14 protein-coding genes, 1 tRNA gene and 1 rRNA gene are annotated in these 26,155 nt (G+C 70.6%); 4 read left to right on the forward strand and 12 right to left on the reverse strand.

Features of this window, described 5'->3' with window-relative positions; translation table 11 throughout:
- The first annotated feature begins 91 nt into the window (after positions 1-91).
- The 3 genes from ACIQHQ_RS33640 to ACIQHQ_RS33650 are packed head-to-tail and all read left to right on the forward strand — an operon-like array spanning position 92 to position 6,695.
- On the forward strand, positions 92-5,008 hold the full coding sequence (locus ACIQHQ_RS33640; RefSeq protein WP_402619439.1) for an ATP-dependent helicase: 4,917 nt from the start codon (positions 92-94) through the stop codon (positions 5,006-5,008).
- 59 nt (positions 5,009-5,067) lie between these two features.
- Positions 5,068-5,898 carry an Fpg/Nei family DNA glycosylase gene (locus ACIQHQ_RS33645; RefSeq protein WP_402619441.1) on the forward strand — a complete coding sequence of 277 codons (831 nt, stop codon included), beginning with the start codon at positions 5,068-5,070 and terminating at the stop codon, positions 5,896-5,898.
- Positions 5,899-5,930: 32 nt separating this feature from the next.
- Positions 5,931-6,695 (forward strand): SDR family NAD(P)-dependent oxidoreductase, encoded by a 765-nt coding sequence (locus ACIQHQ_RS33650; protein ID WP_402619444.1) that lies wholly within the window; start codon positions 5,931-5,933, stop codon positions 6,693-6,695.
- A gap of 651 nt (positions 6,696-7,346) precedes the next feature.
- Here the strand turns inward: ACIQHQ_RS33650 and ACIQHQ_RS33655 are convergent.
- The 9 genes from ACIQHQ_RS33655 to ACIQHQ_RS33695 form a co-directional block, all read right to left on the reverse strand.
- On the reverse strand, positions 7,347-7,817 hold the full coding sequence (locus ACIQHQ_RS33655) for a Dps family protein (RefSeq protein ID WP_402619447.1): 471 nt from the start codon (positions 7,815-7,817) through the stop codon (positions 7,347-7,349).
- Positions 7,818-8,025: 208 nt separating this feature from the next.
- A complete protein-coding gene (locus tag ACIQHQ_RS33660) occupies positions 8,026-8,406 on the reverse strand; it encodes a helix-turn-helix transcriptional regulator (RefSeq protein ID WP_309097037.1) in 381 nt (126 codons plus the stop codon).
- A 109-nt stretch (positions 8,407-8,515) separates the two neighbouring features.
- Positions 8,516-9,061 carry a CinA family protein gene (locus tag ACIQHQ_RS33665; RefSeq protein ID WP_402619451.1) on the reverse strand — a complete coding sequence of 182 codons (546 nt, stop codon included), beginning with the start codon at positions 9,059-9,061 and terminating at the stop codon, positions 8,516-8,518.
- Positions 9,058-9,963 (reverse strand): CDP-diacylglycerol--glycerol-3-phosphate 3-phosphatidyltransferase, encoded by a 906-nt coding sequence (gene pgsA, locus ACIQHQ_RS33670; protein ID WP_402619454.1) that lies wholly within the window; start codon positions 9,961-9,963, stop codon positions 9,058-9,060. Before pgsA ends, ACIQHQ_RS33665 begins: the two co-directional genes overlap by 4 nt.
- On the reverse strand, positions 9,960-11,441 hold the full coding sequence (gene rimO / locus ACIQHQ_RS33675) for a 30S ribosomal protein S12 methylthiotransferase RimO (protein ID WP_402619457.1): 1,482 nt from the start codon (positions 11,439-11,441) through the stop codon (positions 9,960-9,962). The genes pgsA and rimO overlap by 4 nt, the downstream gene beginning before the upstream one ends.
- A 93-nt stretch (positions 11,442-11,534) precedes the next feature.
- Positions 11,535-12,380, reverse strand: coding sequence for a helix-turn-helix domain-containing protein (locus tag ACIQHQ_RS33680; protein WP_402619460.1), 846 nt, complete (start codon positions 12,378-12,380; stop codon positions 11,535-11,537).
- 263 nt (positions 12,381-12,643) lie between these two features.
- Positions 12,644-15,388 (reverse strand): DNA translocase FtsK, encoded by a 2,745-nt coding sequence (locus ACIQHQ_RS33685; RefSeq protein ID WP_402619463.1) that lies wholly within the window; start codon positions 15,386-15,388, stop codon positions 12,644-12,646.
- 127 nt (positions 15,389-15,515) lie between these two features.
- Positions 15,516-16,196 carry a two-component system response regulator gene (locus tag ACIQHQ_RS33690; protein ID WP_402619465.1) on the reverse strand — a complete coding sequence of 227 codons (681 nt, stop codon included), beginning with the start codon at positions 16,194-16,196 and terminating at the stop codon, positions 15,516-15,518.
- Positions 16,197-16,503: 307 nt separating this feature from the next.
- Complete coding sequence (locus ACIQHQ_RS33695) at positions 16,504-21,969, reverse strand: HAMP domain-containing protein (RefSeq protein ID WP_402619468.1); 5,466 nt, start codon at positions 21,967-21,969, stop codon at positions 16,504-16,506.
- 378 nt (positions 21,970-22,347) lie between these two features.
- Between ACIQHQ_RS33695 and ACIQHQ_RS33700 the strand changes: the two genes are divergently transcribed.
- Positions 22,348-25,098 (forward strand): SpoIIE family protein phosphatase, encoded by a 2,751-nt coding sequence (locus tag ACIQHQ_RS33700; protein ID WP_402619471.1) that lies wholly within the window; start codon positions 22,348-22,350, stop codon positions 25,096-25,098.
- A 44-nt stretch (positions 25,099-25,142) separates the two neighbouring features.
- Here the strand turns inward: ACIQHQ_RS33700 and ACIQHQ_RS33705 are convergent.
- From ACIQHQ_RS33705 to rrf, 3 genes are all read right to left on the reverse strand, one after another.
- Positions 25,143-25,218, reverse strand: a tRNA-Thr gene (locus ACIQHQ_RS33705).
- A 73-nt stretch (positions 25,219-25,291) separates the two neighbouring features.
- A complete protein-coding gene (locus tag ACIQHQ_RS33710; RefSeq protein WP_402619492.1) occupies positions 25,292-25,954 on the reverse strand; it encodes a DegT/DnrJ/EryC1/StrS family aminotransferase in 663 nt (220 codons plus the stop codon).
- A gap of 114 nt (positions 25,955-26,068) precedes the next feature.
- A 5S ribosomal RNA gene (gene rrf / locus ACIQHQ_RS33715) occupies positions 26,069-26,155 on the reverse strand; the annotation flags it as partial.

Raw genomic sequence — 26,155 nt, forward strand, 5'->3', positions numbered from 1 at the left:
GGCCCGGCAGGGCGTCAGTCAGTGCCCGAGTCACGACCACCGGAACCCGAGCATCGGCGTCGATGTCAGTGCCGGGGTGCACGATGGACGCATGCCCAGCAATGCGCACCGAGCCCTTGACGGCTTCTCCCCCGCGACCCGCGCCTGGTTCACGGGTGCCTTCTCCGCGCCCACCTCTGCGCAGGCCGGTGCGTGGCAGGCCATCCACGAGGGCTCGGACGTGCTGGTCGTCGCCCCCACGGGCTCCGGCAAGACCCTGGCGGCCTTCCTTGCCGCCCTGGACCAGCTGGCCTCGGCTCCTCCCCCCGCCGACCCCAGGAAGCGCTGCCGCGTCCTGTACGTCTCCCCCTTGAAGGCCCTGGCGGTGGACGTCGAGCGCAACCTGCGCAGCCCGCTGACCGGTATCCGCCAGGAGGCCGTGCGCCTCGGCCTGCCCGAGCCCGAGGTCAAGGTGGGCATCCGCTCGGGCGACACCCCCGCGGCCGAGCGCCGCGCCTTGTCGACCCGCCCACCGGACATCCTGATCACGACCCCTGAGTCGCTGTTCCTGATGCTCACGTCGGCCACGCGCGAGGCGCTGGCGGGTGTGGAGACGGTGATCCTCGACGAGGTGCACGCGGTCGCCGGCACCAAGCGCGGCGCCCATCTCGCGCTCTCCCTGGAGCGTCTGGACGAGCTCCTCCCGAAGCCCGCCCGCCGTATCGGCCTCTCCGCCACGGTCCGGCCGGTGGACGAGGTGGCCCGCTTCCTCTCGCCGCGCCGCAAGGTGGAGATCGTCCAGCCGGCATCGGGCAAGGAGTTCGACCTGTCGGTGGTCGTCCCGGTCGAGGACCTGGGCGAGCTGGGCGGCTCCCCGGTGGCGGACGGCCAGGAGGGCGCCGAGCGCCCGTCGATCTGGCCGCATGTGGAGGAGCGGATCGCCGACCTCGTCCAGTCCCACCGCTCCACGATCGTCTTCGCGAACTCCCGCCGTCTCGCGGAGCGCCTCTGCAACCGCCTGAACGAGATCGCGTACGAACGGGCCACGGGCGAGACACTCGACGAACACCACTCCCCCGCCGAGCTCATGGGCGGCTCGGGAGCGGCCCAGGGCGCCCCCCAGGTCATCGCGCGTGCGCATCACGGCTCGGTGTCCAAGGAGCAGCGTGCCCTGGTCGAGGAGGACCTCAAGGCGGGGCGCCTGCCCGCGGTCGTGGCCACGTCCAGTCTCGAACTGGGCATCGACATGGGCGCGGTGGACCTGGTCGTGCAGGTGGAGTCACCGCCGTCCGTCGCCTCCGGCCTGCAGCGCGTCGGCCGGGCGGGGCACCAGGTGGGCGCGGTCTCCACCGGTGTGGTCTTCCCGAAGTACCGCGGCGACCTGGTGCAGGCGGCGGTGGTCACCGAGCGCATGCGCACCGGCTCCATCGAATCCCTCAAGGTGCCCGCCAACCCCCTGGACGTGCTGGCCCAGCAGGTGGTCGCCATGACGGCCCTGGACACGTGGGGCTTCGACGACCTCCTCGCGGCCGTCCGCCGGGCGGCCCCGTTCGCCTCACTGCCCGAGTCGGCCTTCACCGCCGTCCTCGACATGCTGGCGGGCCGCTACCCTTCCGACGCGTTCGCGGAGCTGCGTCCGCGCGTGGTGTGGGACCGGGTCACCGGTGAGATCACCGGCCGCCCCGGCGCACAGCGGCTCGCCGTCACCTCCGGGGGCACGATCCCCGACCGTGGCCTCTTCGGCGTCTTCCTCGCGGGCACGGACCCCAAGAAGGGCGGCGGGCGGGTCGGCGAGCTCGACGAGGAGATGGTCTACGAGTCCCGCGTCGGCGACGTCTTCACGCTCGGCACCAGTTCCTGGCGCATCGAGGACATCACCCGCGACCGCGTCCTGGTCTCCCCGGCCCCGGGCGTGCCGGGCCGGCTGCCCTTCTGGAAGGGCGACCAGCTGGGCCGTCCGCTGGAACTGGGCCGGGCAGTGGGCTCGTTCCTGCGCGAGGTCGGCTCGCTGTCCAAGGACGACGCCCGCCTGCGCCTTCTCGCCGCCGGCCTGGACGCATGGGCGGCGGACAACGTGCTGTCGTACCTGGACGAGCAGCGCGAGGCCTGCGGCCACATCCCGGACGACCGGACGATCGTCGTGGAGCGCTTCCGCGACGAGCTCGGCGACTGGCGAGTGGTCGTGCACTCCCCCTTCGGTGCCCAGGTGCACGCCCCCTGGGCGCTCGCGCTCGGCGCGAAGCTCTCCGAGCGGTACGGCATGGACGCGCAGGTCATGCACGCCGACGACGGCATCGTGCTGCGCCTGCCGGACGCCGACCTGATGGGCCTGGATTTGCTGGACCAGGAGCCGGTGAAGATGGGCCGGGAATATGACGCCGAGCAGGCACCCGTGGGCGCCGCCGACGTCGTCTTCGACAAGGGCGAGGTCGACCAGGTCGTCACCGACCAGGTGGGCAGCTCGGCCCTGTTCGCCTCCCGTTTCCGCGAGTGCGCCGCCCGCGCGCTGCTGCTGCCGCGCCGCAACCCGGGCAAGCGCACCCCGTTGTGGCAGCAGCGGCAGCGGGCCTCCCAGCTGTTGCAGGTGGCCAGCGAGTTCGGCTCGTTCCCGATCGTCCTGGAGGCGGTCCGCGAGTGCCTCCAGGACGTCTTCGACGTGCCGGGGCTGGTGGAGCTGATGGGCGACCTGGAGTCCCGCAAGGTCCGCCTGGTCGAGGTCACCACCGCCGAGCCGTCCCCCTTCGCGCGCTCGCTCCTCTTCGGCTACGTCGCCCAGTTCCTGTACGAGGGCGACTCCCCGCTGGCCGAGCGCCGCGCCGCCGCCCTGTCGCTGGACTCGCGGCTGCTGGCCGAGCTGCTGGGACAGGCGGAGCTGCGCGAGCTGCTCGACGCCGAGGTACTGGCCGAGCTGGAGCAGGAGCTCCAGTGGCGCACCGAGGACCGGCGCGTCAAGGACGCCGAGGGCGTCGCCGACCTCCTCCGTCTCCTCGGCCCCCTCACGGACGCGGAACTGGCCGAGCGGGGCGCCGAACCGCAGTGGGCCCAGGAGCTGGCCGGCACCCGGCGGGCCATCCGGGTCCGGATCGCGGGCAGGGACCACTGGGCGGCGATCGAGGACGCGGGCCGCCTGCGCGACGCTCTGGGCACCGCCCTGCCGGTCGGCGTCCCGGAAGCCTTCACGGAGCCCGTCAAGGACCCCCTCGGCGATCTCCTCGCCCGCTTCGCCCGCACCCACGGCCCGTTCACCTCGGCCACGGCTGCCGCCCGCTTCGGCCTGGGTGTCGCCGTCACCGAGGGCGCCCTCCAGCGACTCGCCGCGGCGGGCCGGGTCGTCCAGGGCGAGTTCCACCCGGCCGGCATCGGTCAGGAGTGGTGCGACGCTGCCGTGCTGCGCCGGCTGCGCCGCCGCTCCCTGGCCGCCCTGCGGCACGAACTGGAGCCGGTGCCACCCGCCGCGCTCGCCCAGTTCCTTCCGCAGTGGCAGCACATCGGCAAGGGGCACTCACTGCGCGGCATCGACGGGCTGGTCCGCGCCATCGAGCAGATGCAGGGCGCGTCGGTGCCCGCCTCCGCGCTGGAGAAGCTGGTCCTGCCCTCCCGCGTCGTGAACTACACCCCGGCGATGCTGGACGAGCTGACCGCCGCCGGGGAGGTCGTCTGGGCCGGGGCGGGCTCTCTCCCCGGCAAGGACGGCTGGGTCTCCCTCTACCTGGCCGACACGGCCCCCCTGCTGCTGCCGCCCCCGCCCCCCTTGGAACTGACCGCCCTGCACCAGTCGGTCCTGGACACCCTCTCCGGCGGCTACGGCCTGTTCTTCCGCCAGATCGCCGACCAGGTCCGCGCCACCACCCACCCCGAGGCCACCGACCCGCAACTGGCCGACGCCCTGTGGGACCTGGCCTGGTCCGGCCGTCTGACGAACGACACGCTCACCCCCATGCGCTCCCTGCTCGGCTCCGGCCGCACCGCCGGCTCCACGGCCCACCGGGCCAAGCGCACCGTCCCGCGCGGCCGCTACGGCTCCCTGACGGCGGCGGCCCGTACCGCCTCCCGCTCCGGCCCACCGACGGTCGCCGGCCGCTGGTCCCTGCTCCCGGCCCACGAGCCGGACCCCACCGTGCGGGCCCACGCCCTCGCCCGCACGCTTCTCGACCGGCACGGCGTGGTCACCCGGGGCGCGGTCTCGGCGGAGGGCGTCGAGGGCGGCTTCTCGGCGACGTACCGCGTCCTGTCCGTCTTCGAGGAGAGCGGCCAGGCCCGTCGCGGCTATGTGGTGGAGGGGCTGGGCGCGGCGCAGTTCGCGATGGACGGCGCGGTGGACCGTCTGCGCGCGGTGTCCAACGCCCGCGATCGCGGTGAGGCCTTGCCCGGTCCGCCTTCCGGTTCCGAATCCGACCCGTTCCCCGCTCATGACTTCGCCGGTCCGGACGACTCCGCACCCTCCCACGACCACACCGACACCCCCGGCCCCGACGGCTTCCCCGATCTGGGCTCCCGTTACGGGGTTCCCGAGCCGTCGCCGGGTGAGTGGGTCTCGCCCAGCGACTACGCCCCGCGGGGCGCGCCGCCCTGGCAGAACGGCGGGCGGGCAGTGCACGACCAGGGCTTCCCGGGGCGCCGGGGCCGCTCCGACGGCGCCTCACGGGCCGTCGTCCTCGCCGCCGCCGACCCGGCGAACGCGTACGGCGCCGCCCTGGCCTGGCCCGAGCCTCCGACCGGCGCCGGGCACAAACCGGGCCGCAAGGCGGGCTCCCTGGTGGTGCTCGTCGACGGCGAACTGACGCTCTACGTGGAGCGTGGCGGCAAGACCCTGCTGGCCTGGGCGACCGATCCGGACGGCGATCCCCTCGAGGATCCACGCCTGCGCAGCGCTGCGGAGGCTCTCGCCGCCGCTGCCCGCGCGGGTTCGCTCGGCACGGTCACGGTGGAGCGCGTCAACGGCGCCCAGGCCCTGACCTCCCCCATCGGCACCCTTCTGGAAGGAGCTGGTTTCATCGCGACGCCCCGAGGTCTGCGTCTGCGCGCCTGACGGTCCCCCGCCCACAGCCGCTCCGACCGGTCACGCGTCCGCCGTGACACCCTTGACCCATGCCTGAAGGTGACACGGTCTGGCAGGCCGCGAGTCGGTTGCACGAGGCCCTCGCGGGCAAGGTGCTGACCCGCAGTGACCTCAGGGTGCCCCGCTTCGCCACGGCCGACCTCACCGGCCGCACGGTCCGGGACGTCACCCCACGCGGCAAGCACCTCCTCACCCGCATCGAAGGCGGCCTGACGCTCCACTCCCACCTGCGGATGGACGGCTCCTGGAAGGTGTACGGGAACGGCCAGCGCTGGACCGGCGGCCCCGGCCATCAGATCCGCGCGATCCTCGGCACCACCGACCGCACGGCCGTGGGCTACCGCCTCCCCGTCCTGGAACTCCTGCGCACCACCGAGGAGCACCGCGTGGTCGGCCATCTGGGCCCCGACCTCCTGGGCCCCGACTGGGACCCCGACCGGGCCCTCGCCAACGTCCTCCAAGATCCTGCCCGAGAGCTCGGCGAGGCCCTCCTCGACCAGCGCAACCTCGCCGGAATCGGCAATGTCTACAAGAGCGAGCTCTGCTTCCTGCTGGGCGTCACCCCCTGGCTCCCCGCAGGCGCCCTGCCCCCCGACCGCGCCGCCAAGCTGCCGGGGCTCGCCAAGAAGCTGCTGGAGGCCAACCGCGACCGCCCGATCCGCAGCACGACGGACCGCCGTGGCCAGGACCTCTTCGTCTACGGCCGGGCCCCCCGTCCCTGTCTGCGGTGCCGCACCTCGATCCGCGTCGCCGAGCAGGGCGACGGCTCCCGCGAGCGCCCCACCTACTGGTGCCCCACCTGTCAGCCGGGCCCCGCCCCGGCCGCTTCTCCCGGCCGGCGGCGCCGCCGCACCAATTGACGACCTGTCAGAAACGCTCGTACGGTCCCCGTATGCCCGTCACGGCGTACGACCTCACCGGCCGCACCGCGTTCGTCACCGGCGCGGCGAGCGGCATCGGCCGCGCCTCGGCGCTCCTGTTGGCCGAGGCGGGCGCGACCGTGCACTGCGCGGACCGTGACACCGACGGTCTGCGCGAGACCGCGGCCCTGATCGAGGACAGGGGCGGCACAGCCCGTACCCACAGCCTCGACGTCACCGACCGGACTCTGCTGAGGCAGGCCCTCACCTCCTGCGAAAACCTGGACGCCCTGGCCGCGATCGCCGGGATCATGCACCGGAGCCCGGTTCTGGAAACCCGCGACGAGGACCTCGACCGGGTGCTGAACGTCAACTTCAAGGGGGTGCTGTACGCGTGCCAGGAGGCGGCCCGCCTGATGATCGCCCACGGCACCCGGGGCAGCATCGTGACCATGGCCTCGGGCGCCGTCGACACGGGCGGCCCCGGGCTGCTCTGCTACGGGGCGGCCAAAGCCGCGGTGGTCCAGCTGACGAAGACCCTGGCGTCGGAGGTCGGCCGGTACGGCATCCGCGTCAACGCGGTCGCCCCGGGCTGGATCCGTACACCCATGACCGACCGCCACGACAGTGAGTCCCAGGCGCACACGGAGTCCGCCATGGCCCACATGTCCCCCCTGCGCCGGGTCGGCCAGCCCGAGGACATCGCCCACGCGGTCCTCCACCTGGTCTGCGACGCATCAGCCTTCACGACGGGCCAGATCCTCCGCCCGAACGGAGGAGTGGCGATGCCGTGGTGACACGGGCCCGCCCTCGGCACCCCACAGCGCCCACCCGGCCCCCTACGCGCCGCCGCGCCGATCTCCCCGGAACCTCGCCCGCACGGCCGCAGCACCCCCGTGCAAGCGGCCACATCCGGCATCCACCATGCCCGCGCATCCTGACGCCCCGCCCCACAGCACCGGCCCGCCCCAACCGTCACCCCCCAGCCTCACCCCCGCCGCTCCACCATCCCTCGGCTCCCCGTCCCCCAGACCCTCCGCCAGCACCCTGCCCCCGCCACCCCGCGCGCCCTCCCCTTGGGCACGCAATGCACGGGCAGGATGCTCAGCCCCCATCCCCCGGCCGCGACGGCCGCCTCCAGCACCCCCGCCTCAGGCACGGCCAGCAGCCGCAACACGGCCCACCACCACAGCGCCCCGAGCCCGAGCACGGCCCCGCGGCCGCCCCAGCGCCCGCCCCCCCAGCGCGCTATGCCCGCCACGGCCGCCACCCCCAGCCCGACGCTATGGAGCCGCCCGGGTCCGCGGACAGGGCGCACGACCGGCACACAGGCGCACCACGCATCGCACTCGGGCCGCGCACACGCACACCTCTCACGTCGCGCACCCCTGCGCGCCGAGCGGTGACATCTCGCCCGCCCGGCCCGTCACTCGCTCCCGCGCTCTCCGTCACCCGTTCTCGGCCTGGAACATCCAGTGATGCTTCTCCAGGTCCGCCGTGATCCCGATGAAGATGTCCTGGCTCACGGGGTCCGGCTCACCGGTCGTCTCGACCCGCTCCCGCATCCGGGTGATCACCGCACCCAGCGCCTCGACGAGCGCGCTCACGGCAGTCGTGTCGTCGACCCACCCTTCGGGGGTCACGCCGATGCCGCTGCCGACGGCAACCGTCGCGGCCCGCCCGTCCGGTGGGATCCCGAGGGCCGCGGCACGCTCGGCCACGATGTCGGAGTACTTCCGCGCGGTGTCGACGACCTCGTCGAGCTGGAGATGCACGGAACGGAAGCGCGGCCCCACCACGTTCCAGTGGATCTGCTTCGCCACGAGGGCGAGGTCCACCAGATCGACGAGGGCACCTTGCAGCGCCTCGGACACGGTCTTCAGGTTCGCGTCCGACAACGGGCTCTTCACGACGTACATCGGCACCTCCGAGGACTGCCCCCGCCATCACCTCAACGATGACCGCCGCACGCCGCACCGGCAAACGCACACATACCGGACAGGGCCTACACGGGGCGGCACAACGGCAGCGGTCGGCCCGGAACAAGCGAAACCCCGGGCGGCACCCCTCCGGATCTTCCGGAGAGGCCCGGCCGGGGCCTTGGTCATGCCGTGTGAGCGCAGTGCCTCACGCGGCGACGACGTCCACCGCTTCGGCGGGCGCCTTGATGGTCACCCGTTCCGGTGGCACACCGGTCACCGAGACGGAACCCAGCATCGGGCGAACCGGCCTGGGAACAGGCTCACTGGGGGTGGCCGCAGCAGACTGGGCCAGCTCGGCGAGGGCGAGCTCGTCGCTCACTTCCCGCATGAGCTCGGACATCCGTACGTCCAGCGCGTCGCAGATGGCGGAGAGCAGCTCGGAGGAAGCCTCCTTCTGCCCCCGCTCCACCTCGGAGAGATAGCCGAGTGAGACTCGGGCGGACGAGGAGACTTCGCGCAGAGTACGGCCCTGGCGCTGGCGCTGCCGACGCAGCACGTCACCCAGCAGGCGACGGAGCAGAATCATCGGTGGCTCCCTCCTCGGACCGCGTAGCCGCATCCATTACGCCCCACCGTACCGCCTTGCGCCGCGGCCGTGCGGGGAGCGATGTCGTGTTCACTCAGGGCTGCAAACATCAAAACCCCCCGTTCCGTTCCGTATCCTGTGCCCGCTCATTCCCAGTCTGTTCGCCCGCAAGCTCCTTCAGGAGCAGTGCGAGTACGCTCCGTACACTCTCTCTACGAATTTCCGCGCGGTCGCCGTTCAACCGCAGAGCCTCCACTTTTCCGCCGCCGGCAGAACCGGAATCGACCTCGTCCGGTCCGTCCACGGCGACGAAGACCGTGCCGACGGCCTGTCCGTCCTGCGGCTCGGGGCCCGCGACGCCGGTGGTCGCGATGCCCCAGTCGGCGCCGAGCGCCTTGCGTACACCCGCTGCCATCTGTACCGCGACCTGCGGATCCACCGCCCCACGTGCCGCCAGCAGGGTGGTGTCGACACCGAGCAGTTCATGCTTCAGTTCGGTGGCGTAGGCGGTCACCGACCCCAGGAAGACCTTGGACGCCCCGGGGACGGATGTGAGGTCCGCCGCAACGAGGCCACCGGTCAGCGACTCCGCCACGGCGAGCGTCTCACCCTTCACCGTGAGTAGTCGCACCACGTCGGTGGCCGTGGAACTCACGCTTCCTTCTCCTCCAACGCGGCCTTGCGCTCGGCGATTCCCTGCCTGCGCAGCACAATGGCCTGTTTCACATAGTCCAGGCCGGTCACCACGGTCAGCACGACCGCCGCGGCCATCACCCACCACCTCAGGGTGGCCAGCCACCCCGTCAACGCCAGCACGTACATGCCCACGGCCACGCCCTGGATGAGGGTCTTCAGCTTGCCGCCGCGGCTGGCGGGGATGACGCCGTACCGGATGACGAGGAAGCGCAGCAGGGTGATGCCGAGTTCCCGGCCGAGGATGATGCCGGTCACCCACCAGGGCAGATCGCCGAGCGCGGACAGACAGATCAGCGCCGCCCCCATGATGGCCTTGTCGGCGATGGGGTCGGCGATCTTCCCGAAGTCCGTGACCAGGTTGTAGGCGCGCGCCAGATGACCGTCGAACAAATCGGTGATCATGGCGACGGCGAAGGCCGCCCAGGCGAGGGACCGCCACGCCGGGTCGTAACCGCCGTCGGTGAGCATCAGCGCGACGAAGGCCGGAACGAGGACCAGCCGGAGCATGGTCAGGAGGTTGGCGACGTTCCAGACGCTGGCCTGGTTGACGGCCGCGGCGGCGATCTTCCCGCCCCGGAGGGTCTTCCCTTCCCCGTGGGCGTCGACGTCGGCGCCTTCACCGGGGACCGCCCCATCGACACGCGGCGTCGCCGCGGCAGCCCCGCCGTGCCCCACGTCGGACGAGGCACCGGGCCCCGCACCGGGCGTCCCGCCATCGGCCGAGCGCGCGGCCGCATGGCCGGCCGCCGCCCCGGGGGCTACAGGGGCCACGGACGCAGCGGAGGCCGGAGCACCCGCACCGGCCGCTGCCCTCCTCGCGCCGGAGGCACCTCCCGCCGCGGATGCCGGGACACCGGTCATCTGCCCGCCTCCTCATTCCGCGCAGGCGACGTGAGCGAGCCCTGCAGCGGCTCGGCCACCAGGTCGACACCTTCCGTACCGACCACCTTCGCCTCGACCATACGGCCGCTGCTCAGCCCCGCGCCGCTCGTGAGCAGCACCTGGCCGTCCGTCTCGGGCGCCTGGTGCTCCGCACGGCCGTACACGCCGTCCTCACCGTCGACGGACTCGACGAGGACCTGGACCGTCTGGCCGACGCGCTCCTCGGCGCGCTGCGAGACGAGCTCCTCGGCCAGCCGCGAGATGTGGGCCAGCCGCTCGGCGACGACGTCCTCGTCGAGCTTGTTCTCATAGGTCGCCGCCTCGGTGCCCTCCTCGTCGGAGTAGCCGAAGACGCCGATGGCGTCCAGCCGGGCGCCGTTCAGGAACCGCTCCAGCTCGGCGAGGTCGCCCTCGCTCTCGCCGGGGAAGCCGACGATGAAGTTGGAGCGCACACCGGCCTCGGGGGCCTTGCTGCGGATGGTGTCGAGCAGTTCGAGGAACCGGTCGGTGTCGCCGAAGCGGCGCATGGCGCGCAGCACGCCGGGCGCGGAGTGCTGGAAGGACAGGTCGAAGTAGGGCGCGACCTTCGGGGTCGAGGTCAGCACGTCGATGAGGCCGGGCCGCATCTCGGCCGGCTGGAGGTAGCTGACGCGGATGCGCTCGATGCCGTCGACCTCGGCGAGCTCGGGCAGCAGTGACTCCAGCAGGCGGATGTCGCCCAGGTCCTTGCCGTAGGAGGTGTTGTTCTCGGAGACCAGCATGATCTCCCTCACGCCCTGATCGGCCAGCCAGCGGGTCTCGTTCAGCACGTCGCTCGGGCGGCGGGAGATGAAGGAGCCGCGGAAGGACGGGATGGCGCAGAAGGAGCAGCGCCGGTCGCAACCGGAGGCGAGCTTCACGGAGGCCACCGGGGAGCCGTCCAGGCGGCGGCGCAGGGGTGCGCGCGGGCCGGAGGCCGGGGCGAGGCCCTCCGGAAGGTCGGCCGGGGCGTGCCCGGGCAGTGCGACCCCGGTGGCCGACTCCTGGCGCTCCGCCGGGCTGATCGGCAGCAGCTTGCGCCGGTCGCGCGGGGTGTGCGAGGCGTGGATACCGCCGTTGAGGATGGTCTGGAGGCGGTCCGAGATGTCCGAGTAGTCGTCGAAGCCGAGCACGCCGTCGGCCTCGGGGAGGGCCTCGGCGAGTTCCTTGCCGTACCGCTCGGCCATGCAGCCCACCGCCACGACGGCCTGGGTTCTGCCGTGCCCCTTGAGGTCGTTGGCCTCCAGAAGGGCGTCGACGGAGTCCTTCTTGGCGGCCTCGACGAAGCCGCAGGTGTTCACGACGGCGACGTCCGCGTCCTCGGCGTCCTCCACGAGCTGCCAGCCGTCCGCCTCCAAACGGCCTGCGAGCTCCTCCGAGTCCACCTCGTTACGGGCGCAGCCAAGGGTGACGAGTGCGACGGTACGGCGTTCAGGCATGGGCTCAAGACTACTTCGTCCCGCTGACACCCCATGTCGACGGGGTTGGCCGTTTCCCGGCCAACCCCGTATCAACTGGACCTTTCGGGCCGGTCACCCGGCCTCGGGGTCGCCCTTTGTGTAGGTCAGGCGCTCGACGGAACCCGGCTGGAAGTTCTCCTCGATCTTCTTGCCGTTGACGAAGAGGTCGATCGCGCCGGCGTCTCCGAGGACGAGGTGGACCTTCGAGCTGTCCTGGAAGGTCTTGGAGTCGCCCTGCTTGAGGAAGCCGTCGAAGATCATCCGGCCGTTGTGGTCCTTGGCGGCGATCCAGCTGCGGTCGTCGGCAGCGACCACCCGGACCGTCACCTTGTCCTGCGGCGCGGCCGCGATGGCACTGTCGGACGGCTCGGGCTTGGGGTCGGCGGGCTTCTTGGTCTTGGTCGGGGAGGCGGAGTCGCCGGGCGTGGCGCCCTCGGCCACGTTCGCCTCGTTGCCGCTGTCGTCGCCGCCCTGGAGCATCGTGAACCCGACGAAGCCGATGACGGCGACGATCGCGGCGACCATGGCCGCGGTCCAGTTGGGGCCCCGCCGCTCCGGACGGATGCGTTCCGCCTCGAAGAGGGGGGCTGCCGGAGTCGGTGCCGGACGCCCGCCGTGCTCGTCGCCGTACTGGTCGATCAGCGGTTCGGGATCGAGGTGGACGGCCTTGGCCAGGGTCCTGATGTGCCCACGGGCGTAGACGTCCCCACCGCAGGAGGTGAAGTCGTCCGCCTCGATCGCGCGCACGATGTTCATGCGGACCCGGGTGGCGCTACTGACGTCGTCGACGGTCAGCCCGGCGGCGATACGAGCCTGCTGCAGGACACGACCGATGGAGGGGCGGGCTTCCTCGCGGTCTGCTTCGACGCGCTCGTCTTCGAACGGACGCTCGTCTTCAGGGGAGTTGCCGATGGACACGGGGGCGCCTTTCGAGCGTGTAGCCGCCTGTGCTGGAAGTTCAGTCTAGGGGGGGTACAAAAGGGTGGGGCAACCGGGCGGTGGCACTTTGTACGCCATCGGAATGGCCCGACATTCCGATGGTGGGCTCGCTGCTTGTCGCTTCCCTCAACTTGACGTACGCCGAAGGGAAACGGTTGCTCGATGATCCCTTACGGGTGAGTCACGATCAGGACACCCGATTGCCGTAACGCCCCGCGAGGCGACCGCCGTGTCCCGTTTCCCTACCCTTCAGACTCCCCCCGGATCAGGGCGAGCACGCCATCCAGCTCGTCAGGCTTCACAAGAACGTCACGAGCCTTCGAACCCTCGCTCGGTCCGACGATGTTCCGGGACTCCATCAGGTCCATCAGCCGACCGGCCTTGGCGAAGCCGACGCGCAGCTTGCGCTGGAGCATGGACGTCGACCCGAACTGTGTGGAGACGACCAGTTCGGCCGCCTGACACAGCAGGTCGAGGTCGTCGCCGATGTCCTCGTCGATCTCCTTCTTCTGCTTGGTGCCCACGACGACGTCGTCCCGGAAGACGGGCGTCATCTGGTCCTTGCAGTGCCGCACGACGCCCGCGATCTCCTCCTCGGTGACGAAGGCTCCCTGCATACGGGTGGGCTTGTTGGCCCCCATGGGCAGGAACAGCCCGTCGCCCTTGCCGATGAGCTTCTCGGCGCCCGGCTGGTCGAGGATGACCCGCGAGTCGGCCAGCGAGGAGGTGGCGAAGGCCAGCCGCGAGGGCACGTTCGCCTTGATGAGACCCGTGACGACGTCCACCGACGGGCGCTGCGTGGCGAGCACCAGGTGGATGCCGGCCGCGCGGGCGAGCTGCGTGATACGCACGATGGCGTCCTCGACGTCCCGCGGCGCGACCATCATCAGGTCGGCGAGCTCGTCGACGATGACCAGCAGGTACGGGTAGGGCTGGAGCTCGCGCTCACTGCCCTCGGGCGGCTTGACCTTGCCCTCGCGCACGGCCTTGTTGAAGTCGTCGATGTGCCGGTAGCCGTAGGCGGCCAGGTCGTCGTAGCGCAGGTCCATCTCGCGCACGACCCACTGGAGGGCCTCGGCGGCCCGCTTGGGGTTGGTGATGATCGGCGTGATCAGGTGCGGGATGCCCTCGTAAGCGGTCAGCTCGACCCGCTTGGGGTCGACGAGGATCATCCGGACGTCCTCGGGGGTCGCCCGCATCATGACCGAGGTGATCAGGCAGTTGATGCAGGACGACTTGCCGGAGCCGGTGGCGCCGGCGACCAGCATGTGCGGCATCTTCGCCAGCGAGTGCATGACGTAGCCGCCCTCGACGTCCTTGCCGAAGGCCACCAGCATCGGGTCGTCGTCCTCCGCGGACTCCGCCAGACGGAGTACATCGCCCAGGTTGACCATCTCCCGATCGGTGTTCGGGATCTCGATGCCGACCGCGGACTTGCCGGGGATCGGGCTGATGATCCGAACGTCCGGGGAGGCGACGGCGTAGGCGATGTTCTTGGCCAGCGCGGTGATCCGCTCGACCTTCACGGCGGGGCCGAGCTCGACCTCGTAGCGCGTGACCGTCGGCCCGCGAGTGAAACCGGTGACCCTGGCATCGACCTTGAACTCGGTGAAGACGGTGGTCAGCGCGGCCACTATGGCGTCGTTGGCGGCGCTGCGGGCCTTGCCCGGACCGCCGCGCTCCAGCAGGTCGAGCGACGGCAGGGCGTAGGTGATGTCGCCGGACAGCTGGAGCTGCTCCGCGCGCGGGGGCAGCTCGCGGGGCACGGCCGGCGGCGCCTTGGTCAGGTCACGAACGCCGGCCTTCGGCTTGTGCGGTTCGGGCTCGGGCTCGGACTGCCGGGGCTTGTCCTGCTGCGGCTCGTCCTGCCCGGGGCGGGCGGCCGGGACGGGGGTCGGCGTGGTCGCCTCCTGGTCCCCCGCCCGTACGCCCTGGGTGAGGTCGGCGACGATCGGTGAGGGCGGCATGCCGTGCAGCACGGCGCCGTCGAGCGCGGCGGCGGCCGCCGCGGCGACGTCCACGGCGTCCCTGGGCCGGTCCATGTCGGGCTGCGGCACGGCGGAGCGCCGGGGGCGGCCCCTGCGCCGCGTGAGCGCCTCCTGCTCGGCACTGTCCGGGTCGTACACCGCGGGCGCCTGCGCCCGCCTGCCGCGCGGGCGCGCGGGCAGCCCCTCGCGCCACTGCTCCTCGTAGCGCTCGTCGTCCTCGACGAATGCGAACTCGTCCTCGGCCGGGTCGCGGACGATCCCGAGACGCACCCCGAGCAGCCGCAGGCGCTGCGGAATGGCGTTGACCGGGGTGGCCGTGACGACCAGCAGCCCGAAGACCGTCAGCAGCACCAGCAGCGGCACCGCGAGCACGTCGCCCATGGCGTACGACAGCGGCGTCGCCATGGCCCAGCCGATGAGGCCGCCGGCGTCCCTTATGGCCTGCATGCCGTCGCCGCGCGCGGGTGAGCCGCACGCGATGTGGACCTGGCCGAGCACGCCGATGACGAGCGCGGACAGACCGATGACGATGCGTCCGTTGGCCTCGGGCTTCTCCGGGTGGCGGATGAACCGCACGGCGATGACGGCGAGGAGTATCGGCACGAGCAGATCGAGGCGCCCGAAGGCACCGGTGACGAGGATCTCCACCAGATCGCCCACGGGGCCCTTGAGATCGGCCCAGGTGCCTGCGGCGACGATCAGCGCGATACCGAGGAGCAGCAGGGCGACACCGTCCTTGCGGTGGGCCGGGTCGAGGTTCTTGGCGCCCTGCCCCACGCCGCGGAACACGGCGCCGACAGCGTGCGCCACACCGAGCCAGACGGCGCGCACCAGCCGGTAGATGCCACCGGTGGGGCTGGGTGCCGGTCTGGGCGCGACCTTCTTGGCCGCGGCCTTCCTGGCGGGCGCCTTCTTGGCAGCGGCCTTCTTCGCCGGAGCCTTCGCGGCCGCCTTCTTCGCGGGCGGCGGCTTCTTGGCTGCGGAGGGACGTGAGGCCATGGGTGTGAGGTTACCGGGGGAGACGACAGGGGACACGCGTGTCCACGGCTTCACCCGTTCGTGTCGCTCCGGGAGAGGCACGAAACTGACGCGCGGTCACGGGAAAACAACCCCGTCCGCGCACGCGTCAGCTCTGCGAGGACACCGAGGAAGCGCTTCCGGTGCCCGGCTCCAGCGCGTCCAGCGCCCGCCGCAACCCCGTGAGTTTGCGCTCCAGATGAGCCGCCGTGGCCACCGCGGCGGCGTCCGTCGACTCGTCGTTGAGCTGCTTGGTCAGTGCTTCGGCCTGCTCCTCGACGGCGGCCAGCCGCGCGGAGAGCTCCGCGAGCAGCCCGGCCGACTCCTTGGCCTCCCCGCCCGCGTCCTTGCCGTTGCCCTCCAACTGCAGTCGCAGCAGCGACGCCTGCTCCCGCAGCTGGCAGTTCTTCATGTACAGCTCGACGAAGACGGAGACCTTCGCCCGCAGCACCCACGGGTCGAACGGCTTGGAGATGTAGTCCACCGCACCCGCCGCGTAACCGCGGAAGGTGTGGTGAGGGCCGTGGTTGATCGCCGTGAGGAAGATGATCGGGATGTCCCGGGTCCGCTCGCGGCGCTTGATGTGCGCCGCCGTCTCGAAGCCGTCCATGCCCGGCATCTGGACGTCCAGCAGGATGACCGCGAAGTCGTCCGTGAGCAGCGCTTTGAGCGCTTCCTCCCCGGACGATGCCCGCACCAGCGTCTGATCGAGCGCGGAGAGGATCGCCTCCAGCGCCAGCAGATTCTCCGGCCGGTCATCGACCAGGAGGATCTTGGCCTTCTGCACCATGGCCCGCCCTCCTCGCCCCGGCGTGGGGCCTCCCCTGTCCGCAGGTCCTGTGGAAGCACCGGTGGGTGCCGCCCCAGGGGACGACTCCCTTGCGCCGCCCGTCCTTGTGCCGGTCATCGTAGCCGCACCCCGCCCGCCACCACACCCTGTCACCGCGATGTCACTGTGCACGTAGCAGAAACGCAGCGCGAGACCAGAAGGTTCCCCAGATCTTGTACTTCTACACGACTATGCGCACATCGAGTCCGCAACTCCGCGTGAACACCGAACCTTCCCGTCACGGTCGCGCAACTGCCCAACGATCCCCTCATTCCCCTCGCATCCACTGATCCATCACCGCCAGCAGGTGATCGGGGTCGACCGGTTTCGTCACGTAGTCGGAAGCGCCCGACTCGATCGCCTTCTCCCGGTCGCCCTTCATCGCCTTCGCGGTCAGTGCGATGATCGGCAGCCCGGCGAACTGCGGCATCCTGCGGATCGCCGTGGTCGTCGCGTACCCGTCCATCTCCGGCATCATGATGTCCATCAGCACGACCGCCACGTCGTCGTGCTGCTCCAGGACCTCGATCCCCTCACGGCCGTTCTCCGCGTACAGCACGGACAGGCCGTGCTGCTCCAGGACACTGGTCAGGGCGAAGACGTTGCGGATGTCGTCGTCGACGATCAGGACCTTCTGGCCACCGAACCGGATACCGCGGGTCGGCTTCGGCACCGGGCGCTCCTGCTCGGGCGGCGTCCACTGCTCCAGCTGCGCGGGACGCGGCGGCAGCTCCGGCATCCTGCGGCGCCGCCGGAACAAGGCGGCGGGCCCGTTCTGCGTCTCACGGTACGAGGTCACCTCGGCCGGCGTCTCGACCTCCACGTCCGACAGCTCGGACGTGGACGCCACCAGGTCACCGGCCTCCAGGGCGGGCAGCTGCTGCTGGTAGCCCTGCGGCGGCAGTTCGCTGGGATGCAGCGGCAGGTACAGCGTGAACGTCGAGCCACGCCCGGGCTCGCTCTGCGCGTAAATCTCACCGCCGAGCAACTGCGCGATCTCCCGCGAGATGGACAATCCCAGGCCCGTACCGCCGTACTTGCGGCTGGTGGTGCCGTCGGCCTGCTTGAACGCCTCGAAGATCACCCGCATCTTGCTGGACGCGATGCCGATCCCGGTGTCGGTCACGGAGAACGCGATCAGATCGGCGTCCGGATCCGTCAGTGACCCGGTCTCCAGCAACTGCTCGCGGATCTTCTGCGGGACGTCGTCCCGCGCCGGCCTGATGACCAGCTCCACCGAACCGGAGTCGGTGAACTTCACCGCGTTCGACAGCAGGTTGCGCAGCACCTGCAGCAGCCGCTGCTCGTCGGTGTGCAGCGTCGCGGGCAGCTCCGGCGAGACCCGCACTGACAGGTCCAGGCCCTTCTCCGCGGTCAGCGGCCGGAAGGTCGCCTCCACGTAGTCCACGAGCTGGACCAGCGCGATTCGCGTCGGGGAGACGTCCATCTTGCCCGCCTCGACCTTCGACAGGTCGAGGATGTCGTTGATGAGCTGGAGCAGGTCCGAACCGGCTCCGTGGATCGTCTCGGCGAACTCGACCTGCTTCGGGGAGAGGTTCCCCTCGGCGTTGTCGGCGAGCAGCTTGGCCAGGATGAGCAGCGAGTTCAGCGGCGTACGCAGCTCGTGCGACATGTTCGCCAGGAACTCGCTCTTGTAGCGCATCGACACCGCGAGCTGCTCGGCGCGCTCCTCCAGGACCTGACGCGCCTCCTCGATCTCGGTGTTCTTCACCTCGATGTCGCGGTTCTGCTGGGCCAGCAGCTCGGCCTTCTCCTCCAGTTCGGCGTTGGACGCCTGGAGCGCCTTCTGCCGCTGCTCCAACTCTGCCGAACGCTCCCGCAGTTGCTCGGTCAGCTCCTGCGACTGCGCCAGCAGCAGCTCGGTCTTGGTGTTGACGGAGATGGTGTTGACGCTCGTCGCGATCATCTCGGCGATCTGGTTGAGGAAGTCCTTCTGGATCTGCGTGAACGGCGTGAAGGACGCCAGCTCGATGACACCGAGCACGCTGCCCTCGAACAGCACCGGCAGCACGATCACCTGTGCGGGCGGCGCCTCACCGAGCCCCGAGGAGATCTTCAGATAGCCGCTCGGCGCGTTCTCCACCAGGATCGTGCGCTTCTCCTCGGCGGCCGTCCCGACCAGCGCCTCACCCGGCTGGAACGACGTCGGCATGGAGCCCATCGAGTAGCCGTACGAGCCGAGCATGCGCAGCTCGTACTGGTCCTCGTCGGCGGCGCTCATGTCCTCGCCGTCGACGAGCGGCATCGCCACGAAGAACGCGCCGTGCTGCGCGGACACCACCGGCGTCAGCTCGCTCATGATCAGCGAGGCCACGTCCTCCAGGTCCCGGCGGCCCTGCATCAGCGCCGAGATCCTCGCCAGGTTGCCCTTGAGCCAGTCCTGCTCCTTGTTGGCGATCGTGGTGTCGCGCAGGTTGGCGATCATCTTGTTGATGTAGTCCTGGAGCTCCTGGATCTCCCCGGACGCGTCCACGTCGATCTTCAGGTTCAGATCGCCGCGGGTCACCGCGGTCGCCACGCGCGCGATGGCACGCACCTGCCGGGTCAGGTTCCCGGCCATCTCGTTCACCGACTCGGTCAGGTCACGCCAGGTGCCATCGACGTCACGCACGCGTGCCTGACCGCCGAGCTGCCCTTCCGTGCCCACCTCGCGAGCAACCCGGGTGACCTCCTCGGCGAAGGAGGACAGCTGGTCGACCATCGTGTTGATGGTCGTCTTCAGCTCCAGGATCTCGCCGCGCGCGTCGATGTCGATCTTCTTCGTCAGGTCACCCTTGGCGATGGCCGTGGTCACCATGGCGATGTTGCGCACCTGACCGGTGAGGTTGGACGCCATCTGGTTCACCGACTCGGTCAGGTCCTTCCACGTGCCGGCCACACCCGGCACGTGCGCCTGACCGCCGAGGATGCCGTCCGTGCCCACCTCACGGGCCACCTTGGTGACCTGCTCCGCGAACGAACTCAGCGTCTTCACCATCGTGTTGATGGTGTCGGCGAGCTGCGCGACCTCACCGCGCGCCTCGATGGTCACCTGCCGCGTCAGGTCACCGTTGGCGACCGCCGCCGAGACCTGGGAGATGTTCCGCACCTGAGTGGTGAGGTTCTTGGCCATCAGGTTGACGTTGTCGCTCAGGTCCTTCCAGATGCCCGTGACACCCGGCACGTGCGCCTGGCCGCCCAGAATGCCCTCCGTGCCCACCTCACGGGCCACCCGGGTCACCTGCTCGGCGAAGGAGGACAGCTGGTCCACCATCGTGTTCACGGTCGTGACCAGCTCGAGGATCTCGCCCTTGGCGTCGACGGTGATCTTCTTCGACAGATCACCCCGGGCCACCGCGGTCGTGACCTCGGCGATGTTGCGCACCTGGATGGTCAGGTTGTTCGCCATGCCGTTCACGGACTGGGTGAGGTCCTTCCAGGTGCCGGAGACGCCCTGCACCTCGGCCTGACCGCCCAGGATGCCCTCCGTACCCACCTCACGGGCCACCCGCGTGACCTCTTCGGCGAACGACGACAGCTGATCCACCATCGTGTTCAGGGTGTTCTTCAGCTCCAGGATCTCCCCGCGCGCGTCCACGGTGATCTTCTGCGACAGATCACCCCGGGCCACCGCCGTGGCCACCTGCGCGATGTTGCGCACCTGACCGGTCAGGTTGGACGCCATGCCGTTCACGGAGTCCGTCAGGTCACGCCACACACCGGCCACCCCGGGCACCTGCGCCTGACCGCCCAGCCGGCCGTCCGTACCCACCTCACGCGCGACCCGGGTCACCTGGTCGGCGAAGGCCGAGAGCTGGTCGACCATCGTGTTGATGGTGTTCTTCAGCTCCAGGATCTCCCCGCGCGCGTCCACGTCGATCTTCTGCGACAGATCACCCCGGGCCACCGCCGTCGTCACCTGCGCGATGTTGCGCACCTGGGAAGTGAGGTTCCCGGCCATCGAGTTGACGGAATCGGTGAGCTCCTTCCACGTGCCCGACACGCCGTCGACCCGGGCCTGACCGCCCAGACGGCCCTCCGTGCCCACGTCCCGGGCCATGCGCGTCACCTGGTCGGCGAAACTCGACAGCTGGTCCACCATCGTGTTCACGGTGTTCTTCAGCTTGAGCATCTCGCCGGAGACGTCCACGGTGACCTTCTGCGAGAGGTCGCCGTTGGCCACCGCCGTCGTCACCTGGGCGATGTTCCTCACCTGACCGGTGAGATTCCGGAACGCCGTGTTGACGGAGTCCGTCAGGTCCTTCCACGTCCCCGCCGCGCCCGGTACCTGCGCCTGGCCACCCAGCTCACCCTCGACACCGATCTCCCGTGCCACACGCGTCACTTCGGCACCGAAAGCGGACAGTTGATCCACCATCGTGTTGACGGTGTTCTTCAGCTCCAGCATCTCGCCGGCCACGTTGACCGTGACCTTTTGCGACAGATCACCGTTGGCCACCGCCGTCGTCACCGCGGCGATGTCCCTCACCTGAGTGGTCAGGTTCCGGAAGACCGTGTTCACCGAATCGGTGAGGTCCTTCCACGTCCCCGCCGCACCCGGCACATTCGCCTGACCGCCCAGCTGTCCCTCGGCACCGACCTCGTTGGCCACCCGCGTGACCTCGTCCGCGAAGATCCGCAGCGTCTCGGTCATCTGGTTGATCGTCTCGGCGAGCTGCGCGACCTCACCCCGCGCCGGCACGGTCACCTTGCGCGACAGATCACCGTTGGCGACCGCGGTCGTCACCTCCGCGATCCCGCGCACCTGGGCCGTGAGGTTCCCGGCCATGGTGTTCACCGAATCGGTGAGTTCCTTCCACACGCCGTCGACTCCGGGCACCTGCGCCTGACCGCCCAGCGCGCCCTCCGTGCCCACCTCACGGGCTACCCGGGTCACCTCGGAGGAGAACGCCGAGAGCTGGTCCACCATCGTGTTGACGGTGTTCTTCAGCTCCAGCATCTCGCCGGCCACCTGCACCGTGACCTTGCGCGACAGATCACCCTTGGCGACCGCCGTCGTCACCAGCGCGATGTCCCTCACCTGGGCCGTCAGCCGGTACGCCATCGTGTTGACGGAGTCCGTCAGGTCCCGCCACGAACCCGACATGCCCCGCACACGGGCCTGACCGCCCAGCTTGCCCTCGGTGCCCACCTCGCTGGCCACCCGGGTGACCTCGTCGGTGAACGTCGACAGCTGGTCGACCAGGTTGTTGACGGTCCGCCCGACCTTCAGGAACTCGCCCCGCAGCGGCTGGCTGTTCCCGTCCGGCACCTGCGTCCGCAGCTCCATCCGCGGCGACAGATCACCCTCCGCCACCGCGGACAGCACCCGGCCGACCTCGGAAACCGGCCGCACCAGGTCGTCCACCAGGGCGTTCGAGTTGTCGATCGCCGTCGCCCAGGAGCCTTCGCAGGCACCCGTCTCCAGCCGCTCGGTGAGCTTGCCCTCACGGCCCACCATCCGCCGCACCCGCGACAGCTCACCCGTCAGATGCAGATTGCGGTCGGCCACCTCGTTGAAGACCGCCGCGATCTCGGCCATCACGCCGTCCCCGGACACCGTGAGCCGCTTGCGGAAGTTCCCGTCCCGCATCGACACCAGAGCCGCCATCAGCCGGTTCAGGGACGCCGTGTCCACCTCGGTCGTACCGCTGCGCACCCTGCCCTGATTGATCGGGGACTGTCCGCCTTTCGCGCGCGCCTTCTTGCCACGCGTCGCTGCGCCAGACTCCACTGTGTCCCTCCCGCAGGGGTCGACCGTCACTGCTGTGTTCCGGTACCACGCTCGGCGTACCGGTTACTACTGCGTATTCTCTGCCCTGCATACCAGCCCGCTTCCAGGGGGCTGCTGCCCACGGGCGGCATCGGGCACACAGCCTGCCCTGGCCTTCACCAGAAGCCTGCCCAGTGTTTCACCCCGGCCGAACCAGGCCATAACAGTTCGGCAGCTTCGCACATCGTCCGCACACCCTCCGGACGGAAACACTGCAGACCGGCATCCGCATGGACCGCGAAGGTAAGTAACCTTGCATCCGGCTGTCCAGCCGCGCCGGTCCGTCCGGCCTGGGCGGTGGCACGAAGACGAGCGGGCATCGGAGGGGCGGCCGCACACATGACCACCGGACTGATCCCGGGGGGCCAGCCCCCGGACCCCCGGCCGACGGGCGGCCTGCCGCAACAGCGGCGCGAGCCGGTCGGCCCCGCAGCCCAGCACGTCGAGAACCGGTCGAGGAGTTCTGTGATCACCGCGCGAGCGGCCGCCAGTTTCGAGCCCGTCGGGCGATCTGTCGCGAGCGCCCGCTCCTTCGTTCGCGACACCCTCCAGGGCTGGGGCTTCGCCGACATCGTCGACGACGCCGTCGTTCTCACCAGCGAACTGGTCACCAACGCCGTGGTCCACGCCGGCACCTCGGCCGACGTGCTGTGCCTGCGCAGCGACGAAGGCGCACGCATCGAGGTGGCCGACCACTACCCCGAACGCGAGATCCCCCTCCAGGGCACGGCCATCAACATGGGCAGCCCGGACCGCGAGGGCGGCCGCGGCCTCCAGCTGTGCGCGGCCCTCGCCGGCCGCTGGGGCGTCGAGTACACCCCCACCCACAAGACCGTCTGGTTCCAACTGGACCTGCCCGCACGCGCGGTGGGCACCCGCACGGCCGGCCCGGCCCTCCCCGTCGATCTCCTCCCCCTCGCCGACGGCCGGGTCCGCGTGGCCGTGATCCAGATCGACCGCACCGGCCACGTCACCGCCTGGAACGAGGACGCCGAGGAAATCTTCGGCTACCCGGCCGAGCAGGTCACCGGCAAGCCCCTGACCGACCTCGCCGCCTGGCCGCACACCCCGGGCACCAGCACCGGCATCGCGGAAGCCCTCCGCCTGTCCCGCTGGGAAGGCAGCTACGGCATCCGCGCGGCCACCGGCCGCGTCATCCCCGTGTACGCCTCCCACCTGCGCGTCCGCGACACCGGCGGCGAGCCGTCAACCGTGTGCCTCCTCGTACGGGACCACGAACGGGCAGTTCTGCAGACGCCCCAGCGCGTGCCCGCCGACAGCTCGGCCGGCTCCGAGGGCCAGAGCACCGATCCCTTCGAGGTCTTCATCGGTTCCCCCGCCCCGGACGATCTCGACGGCCTCCTCCAGCGCACGGTGGAACGCGCCCGCGACATGCTCGACGGCGACTCCGCGTTCCTCCTGCTCGCCACCGACGACGAGACGGAACTGGAGGTCCGCGCCTCGACCGGCCTCCCCTCCGCCCGCCAGCGCTTCGCCCGTGTCCCCGTGGAAGCCGGCCCCGGCCGCTACGGCTCGGCCCGCATGCCCGCCGTACACGACGACCTGACCGCCGTCCCTGGTGCCGTGCCACTGCTGAACGGCACGGGCATGCGCTCGGTCGTCACGGTCCCGCTGAAGGTCGAGGGCCGCCTCACCGGCTCCCTCGGCGTCGCCGCCGAAGCCCCCGCCAGATACACCAACGAGGAGGCTCTGCGTCTCCAGTTCGCCGCCGACCGCATCGCCCTCGCCGTCGAATCGGCCCGCCTGGGCGAACTGGAACGCCTGCGCCGCGGCTCCCTCAGCTTCCTCGTCGAGGCCTCCGACCTGCTGGCCGGCACCCTGGACCGCGACCAGACCCTGGCCCTGATGGCCCAGATGACGGTCCCGACGCTCGCCACCTGGTGCGCCGTCTACACCATCGCCGACCAGGCCTCCGATCCGTACCTCTCCTACGTCCTGCACGAGGACGAGGAACTCATCGACGGCATCAAGTACCTGCTGTCGAAGGTCCCCCCGCCCGACCCGGTCCCCACCCCCGGTGCCCGTGTCTGGACGGCCCCCGCCGAGATGGCCCACCAGGCGGCCCTGCGCAGTTCCATGCGCAGCCTCGGCCTCAGCGGTGGCCCGACCCGCCAGGTCACCCCCGGCATCGGCCCGACCCTCGCCACCGCCTCCGCCGTCGGTGGCGAGACCGTGGTCCTCCCGCTGGTCGCCCGCAACCGCGTCATCGGCATGCTCACCCTGGGCAAGCCGACCGACGAGCACTTCCGCCAGGAGATCCTGGAACTCGCCGAGGACCTCTCCCGCCGGGCCGCCCTGGCCCTGGACAACGCCCGCCTCTACTCGGAGCGCACAGCGATCAGCCAGTCCCTGCAGCGCAGCCTCCTGCCCCCGGAGCTGCCGCTGATCGACGGCGTCGAGGTGGAGGTCATCTACCGCGCGGCCGGCGAGGGCAATGAGGTCGGGGGCGACTTTTACGACCTCTTCCCCATCCGCGACGGTGCCTACGGCTTCGCCATCGGCGACGTCTGCGGCACGGGCCCGAACGCGGCAGCGGTCACCGGCCTGGCCCGCCACGCCCTGCGCCTCCTGGCCCGCGAAGGCCTCAGCGGCCCGATGGTCCTGGAGCGTCTCAACTCCGCGATCCTCGACGAAGGCGCCCGCAGCCGCTTCCTCACCCTCCTGTACGGGGAGATGCGCCCGCAGGAGGACGGCAGCGCGGAGCTGAAGGTGGTCTGCGCCGGCCACCCCCTCCCGCTGCGCCTGCGCCAGGACGGCACGGTCGAACCGGCCGCGGAACCCCAGCCGTTGCTCGGCGTCATCGAGGACCTGCAGCTCTACGAGCAGACCGTCACCCTCGACCCGGGCGATGTCCTCCTGTGTGTCACGGACGGCGTCACCGAACGCCGCGAGGGCGCCCGCATGCTGGGCGACGACGGCCTCGCCGACGTCCTCACGACCTGCACGGGCCTGACAGCCGGCGCGGTCGCGGCCCGCATCATGCGCGCGGTGGAACGCTTCGCGTCGGACGCCCCTTCGGACGACATGGCGATCCTGGCGATGCGTGTCCCGGGCCTCCACCAGGACTAGGGGAAAGCGAAAGGCCCCACCCGTGAGGGTGGGGCCTTTTCTCATGGAGCCCCCAAACGGAATCGAACCGTTGACCTTCTCCTTACCATGGAGACGCTCTACCGACTGAGCTATAGGGGCCTGTTGCGTGCGAGGTCTCCCCCGCGGCAACGGAATAGATCATACCCTGAACAGGCCCGTGCTCCCAACCGCGTCAGAAGGCGGGCTGGAGAAGCCCTCCGAGGGCATTGCAGGCGGACACGATCCGCTGCATGTCCCGCTTCGCCAGTGACGCGTCCACGGGCAGCGCGAGCGTCTCGTCGGAAGCCCGCTCGGTCTCCGGAAGCGAAACACACCGGCGGAATTCGGGCAGCCGATGCACCGGCGTCTTCACCGGCACCCGACAGGCAACTCCCTTGGCCCGCAGGGCCCGCGCGAAGGCGTCCCGGTCCGGCCGCCCATTGCCCGGAACCCGCACGACGTACTGCTGATAGGTGTGCCCGTCACCGTCGTCCGGGGTCCGCACACCCCTCAACTTGGCATCGAGGTAAGCCGCCCGCTCCCTGCGCTGGGCTATCTCGTCGTACGGCGCCTCGGACTCCGCTTGCTCGAGCACCAGCAGCCCATGTCGCTGACCCACGGCGTGCAGCCGCGCGATGTCGGCGAGCCGGCCGAAGCGGTGCACGGCCACCACGGCGGCGGTGCGTGGGGTGACGGCCGCTTCCACAGCGGCGGCGTCGAGGCAGTAGGTGGCGGGGTCGATGTCGGCGAACACCGGCAGCGCCCCGGCCATGGTCACGGCCTCGGCCACTTCGACGTTCCCGAAGGCCGGCACGACGACCTCGTCACCGAGTCCGACACCGGCGGCCCTGAGCATTGCAGCAGTACCCATGCTGTGAATGCTGGTAGCGCAACGTGAACTTCAAGTGACGCGCAACAAAAAAGGGTTGGACCCGGAACCGAAGTTCCGGGTCCAACCCTTTCAAAAATTGTTCGGCGGCGTCCTACTCTCCCACAGGGTCCCCCCTGCAGTACCATCGGCGCTGTAAGGCTTAGCTTCCGGGTTCGGAATGTAACC

Origin of the sequence: Streptomyces sp. NPDC092370 (assembly GCF_044755265.1) — a bacterium.
Taxonomy (GTDB): domain Bacteria; phylum Actinomycetota; class Actinomycetes; order Streptomycetales; family Streptomycetaceae; genus Streptomyces.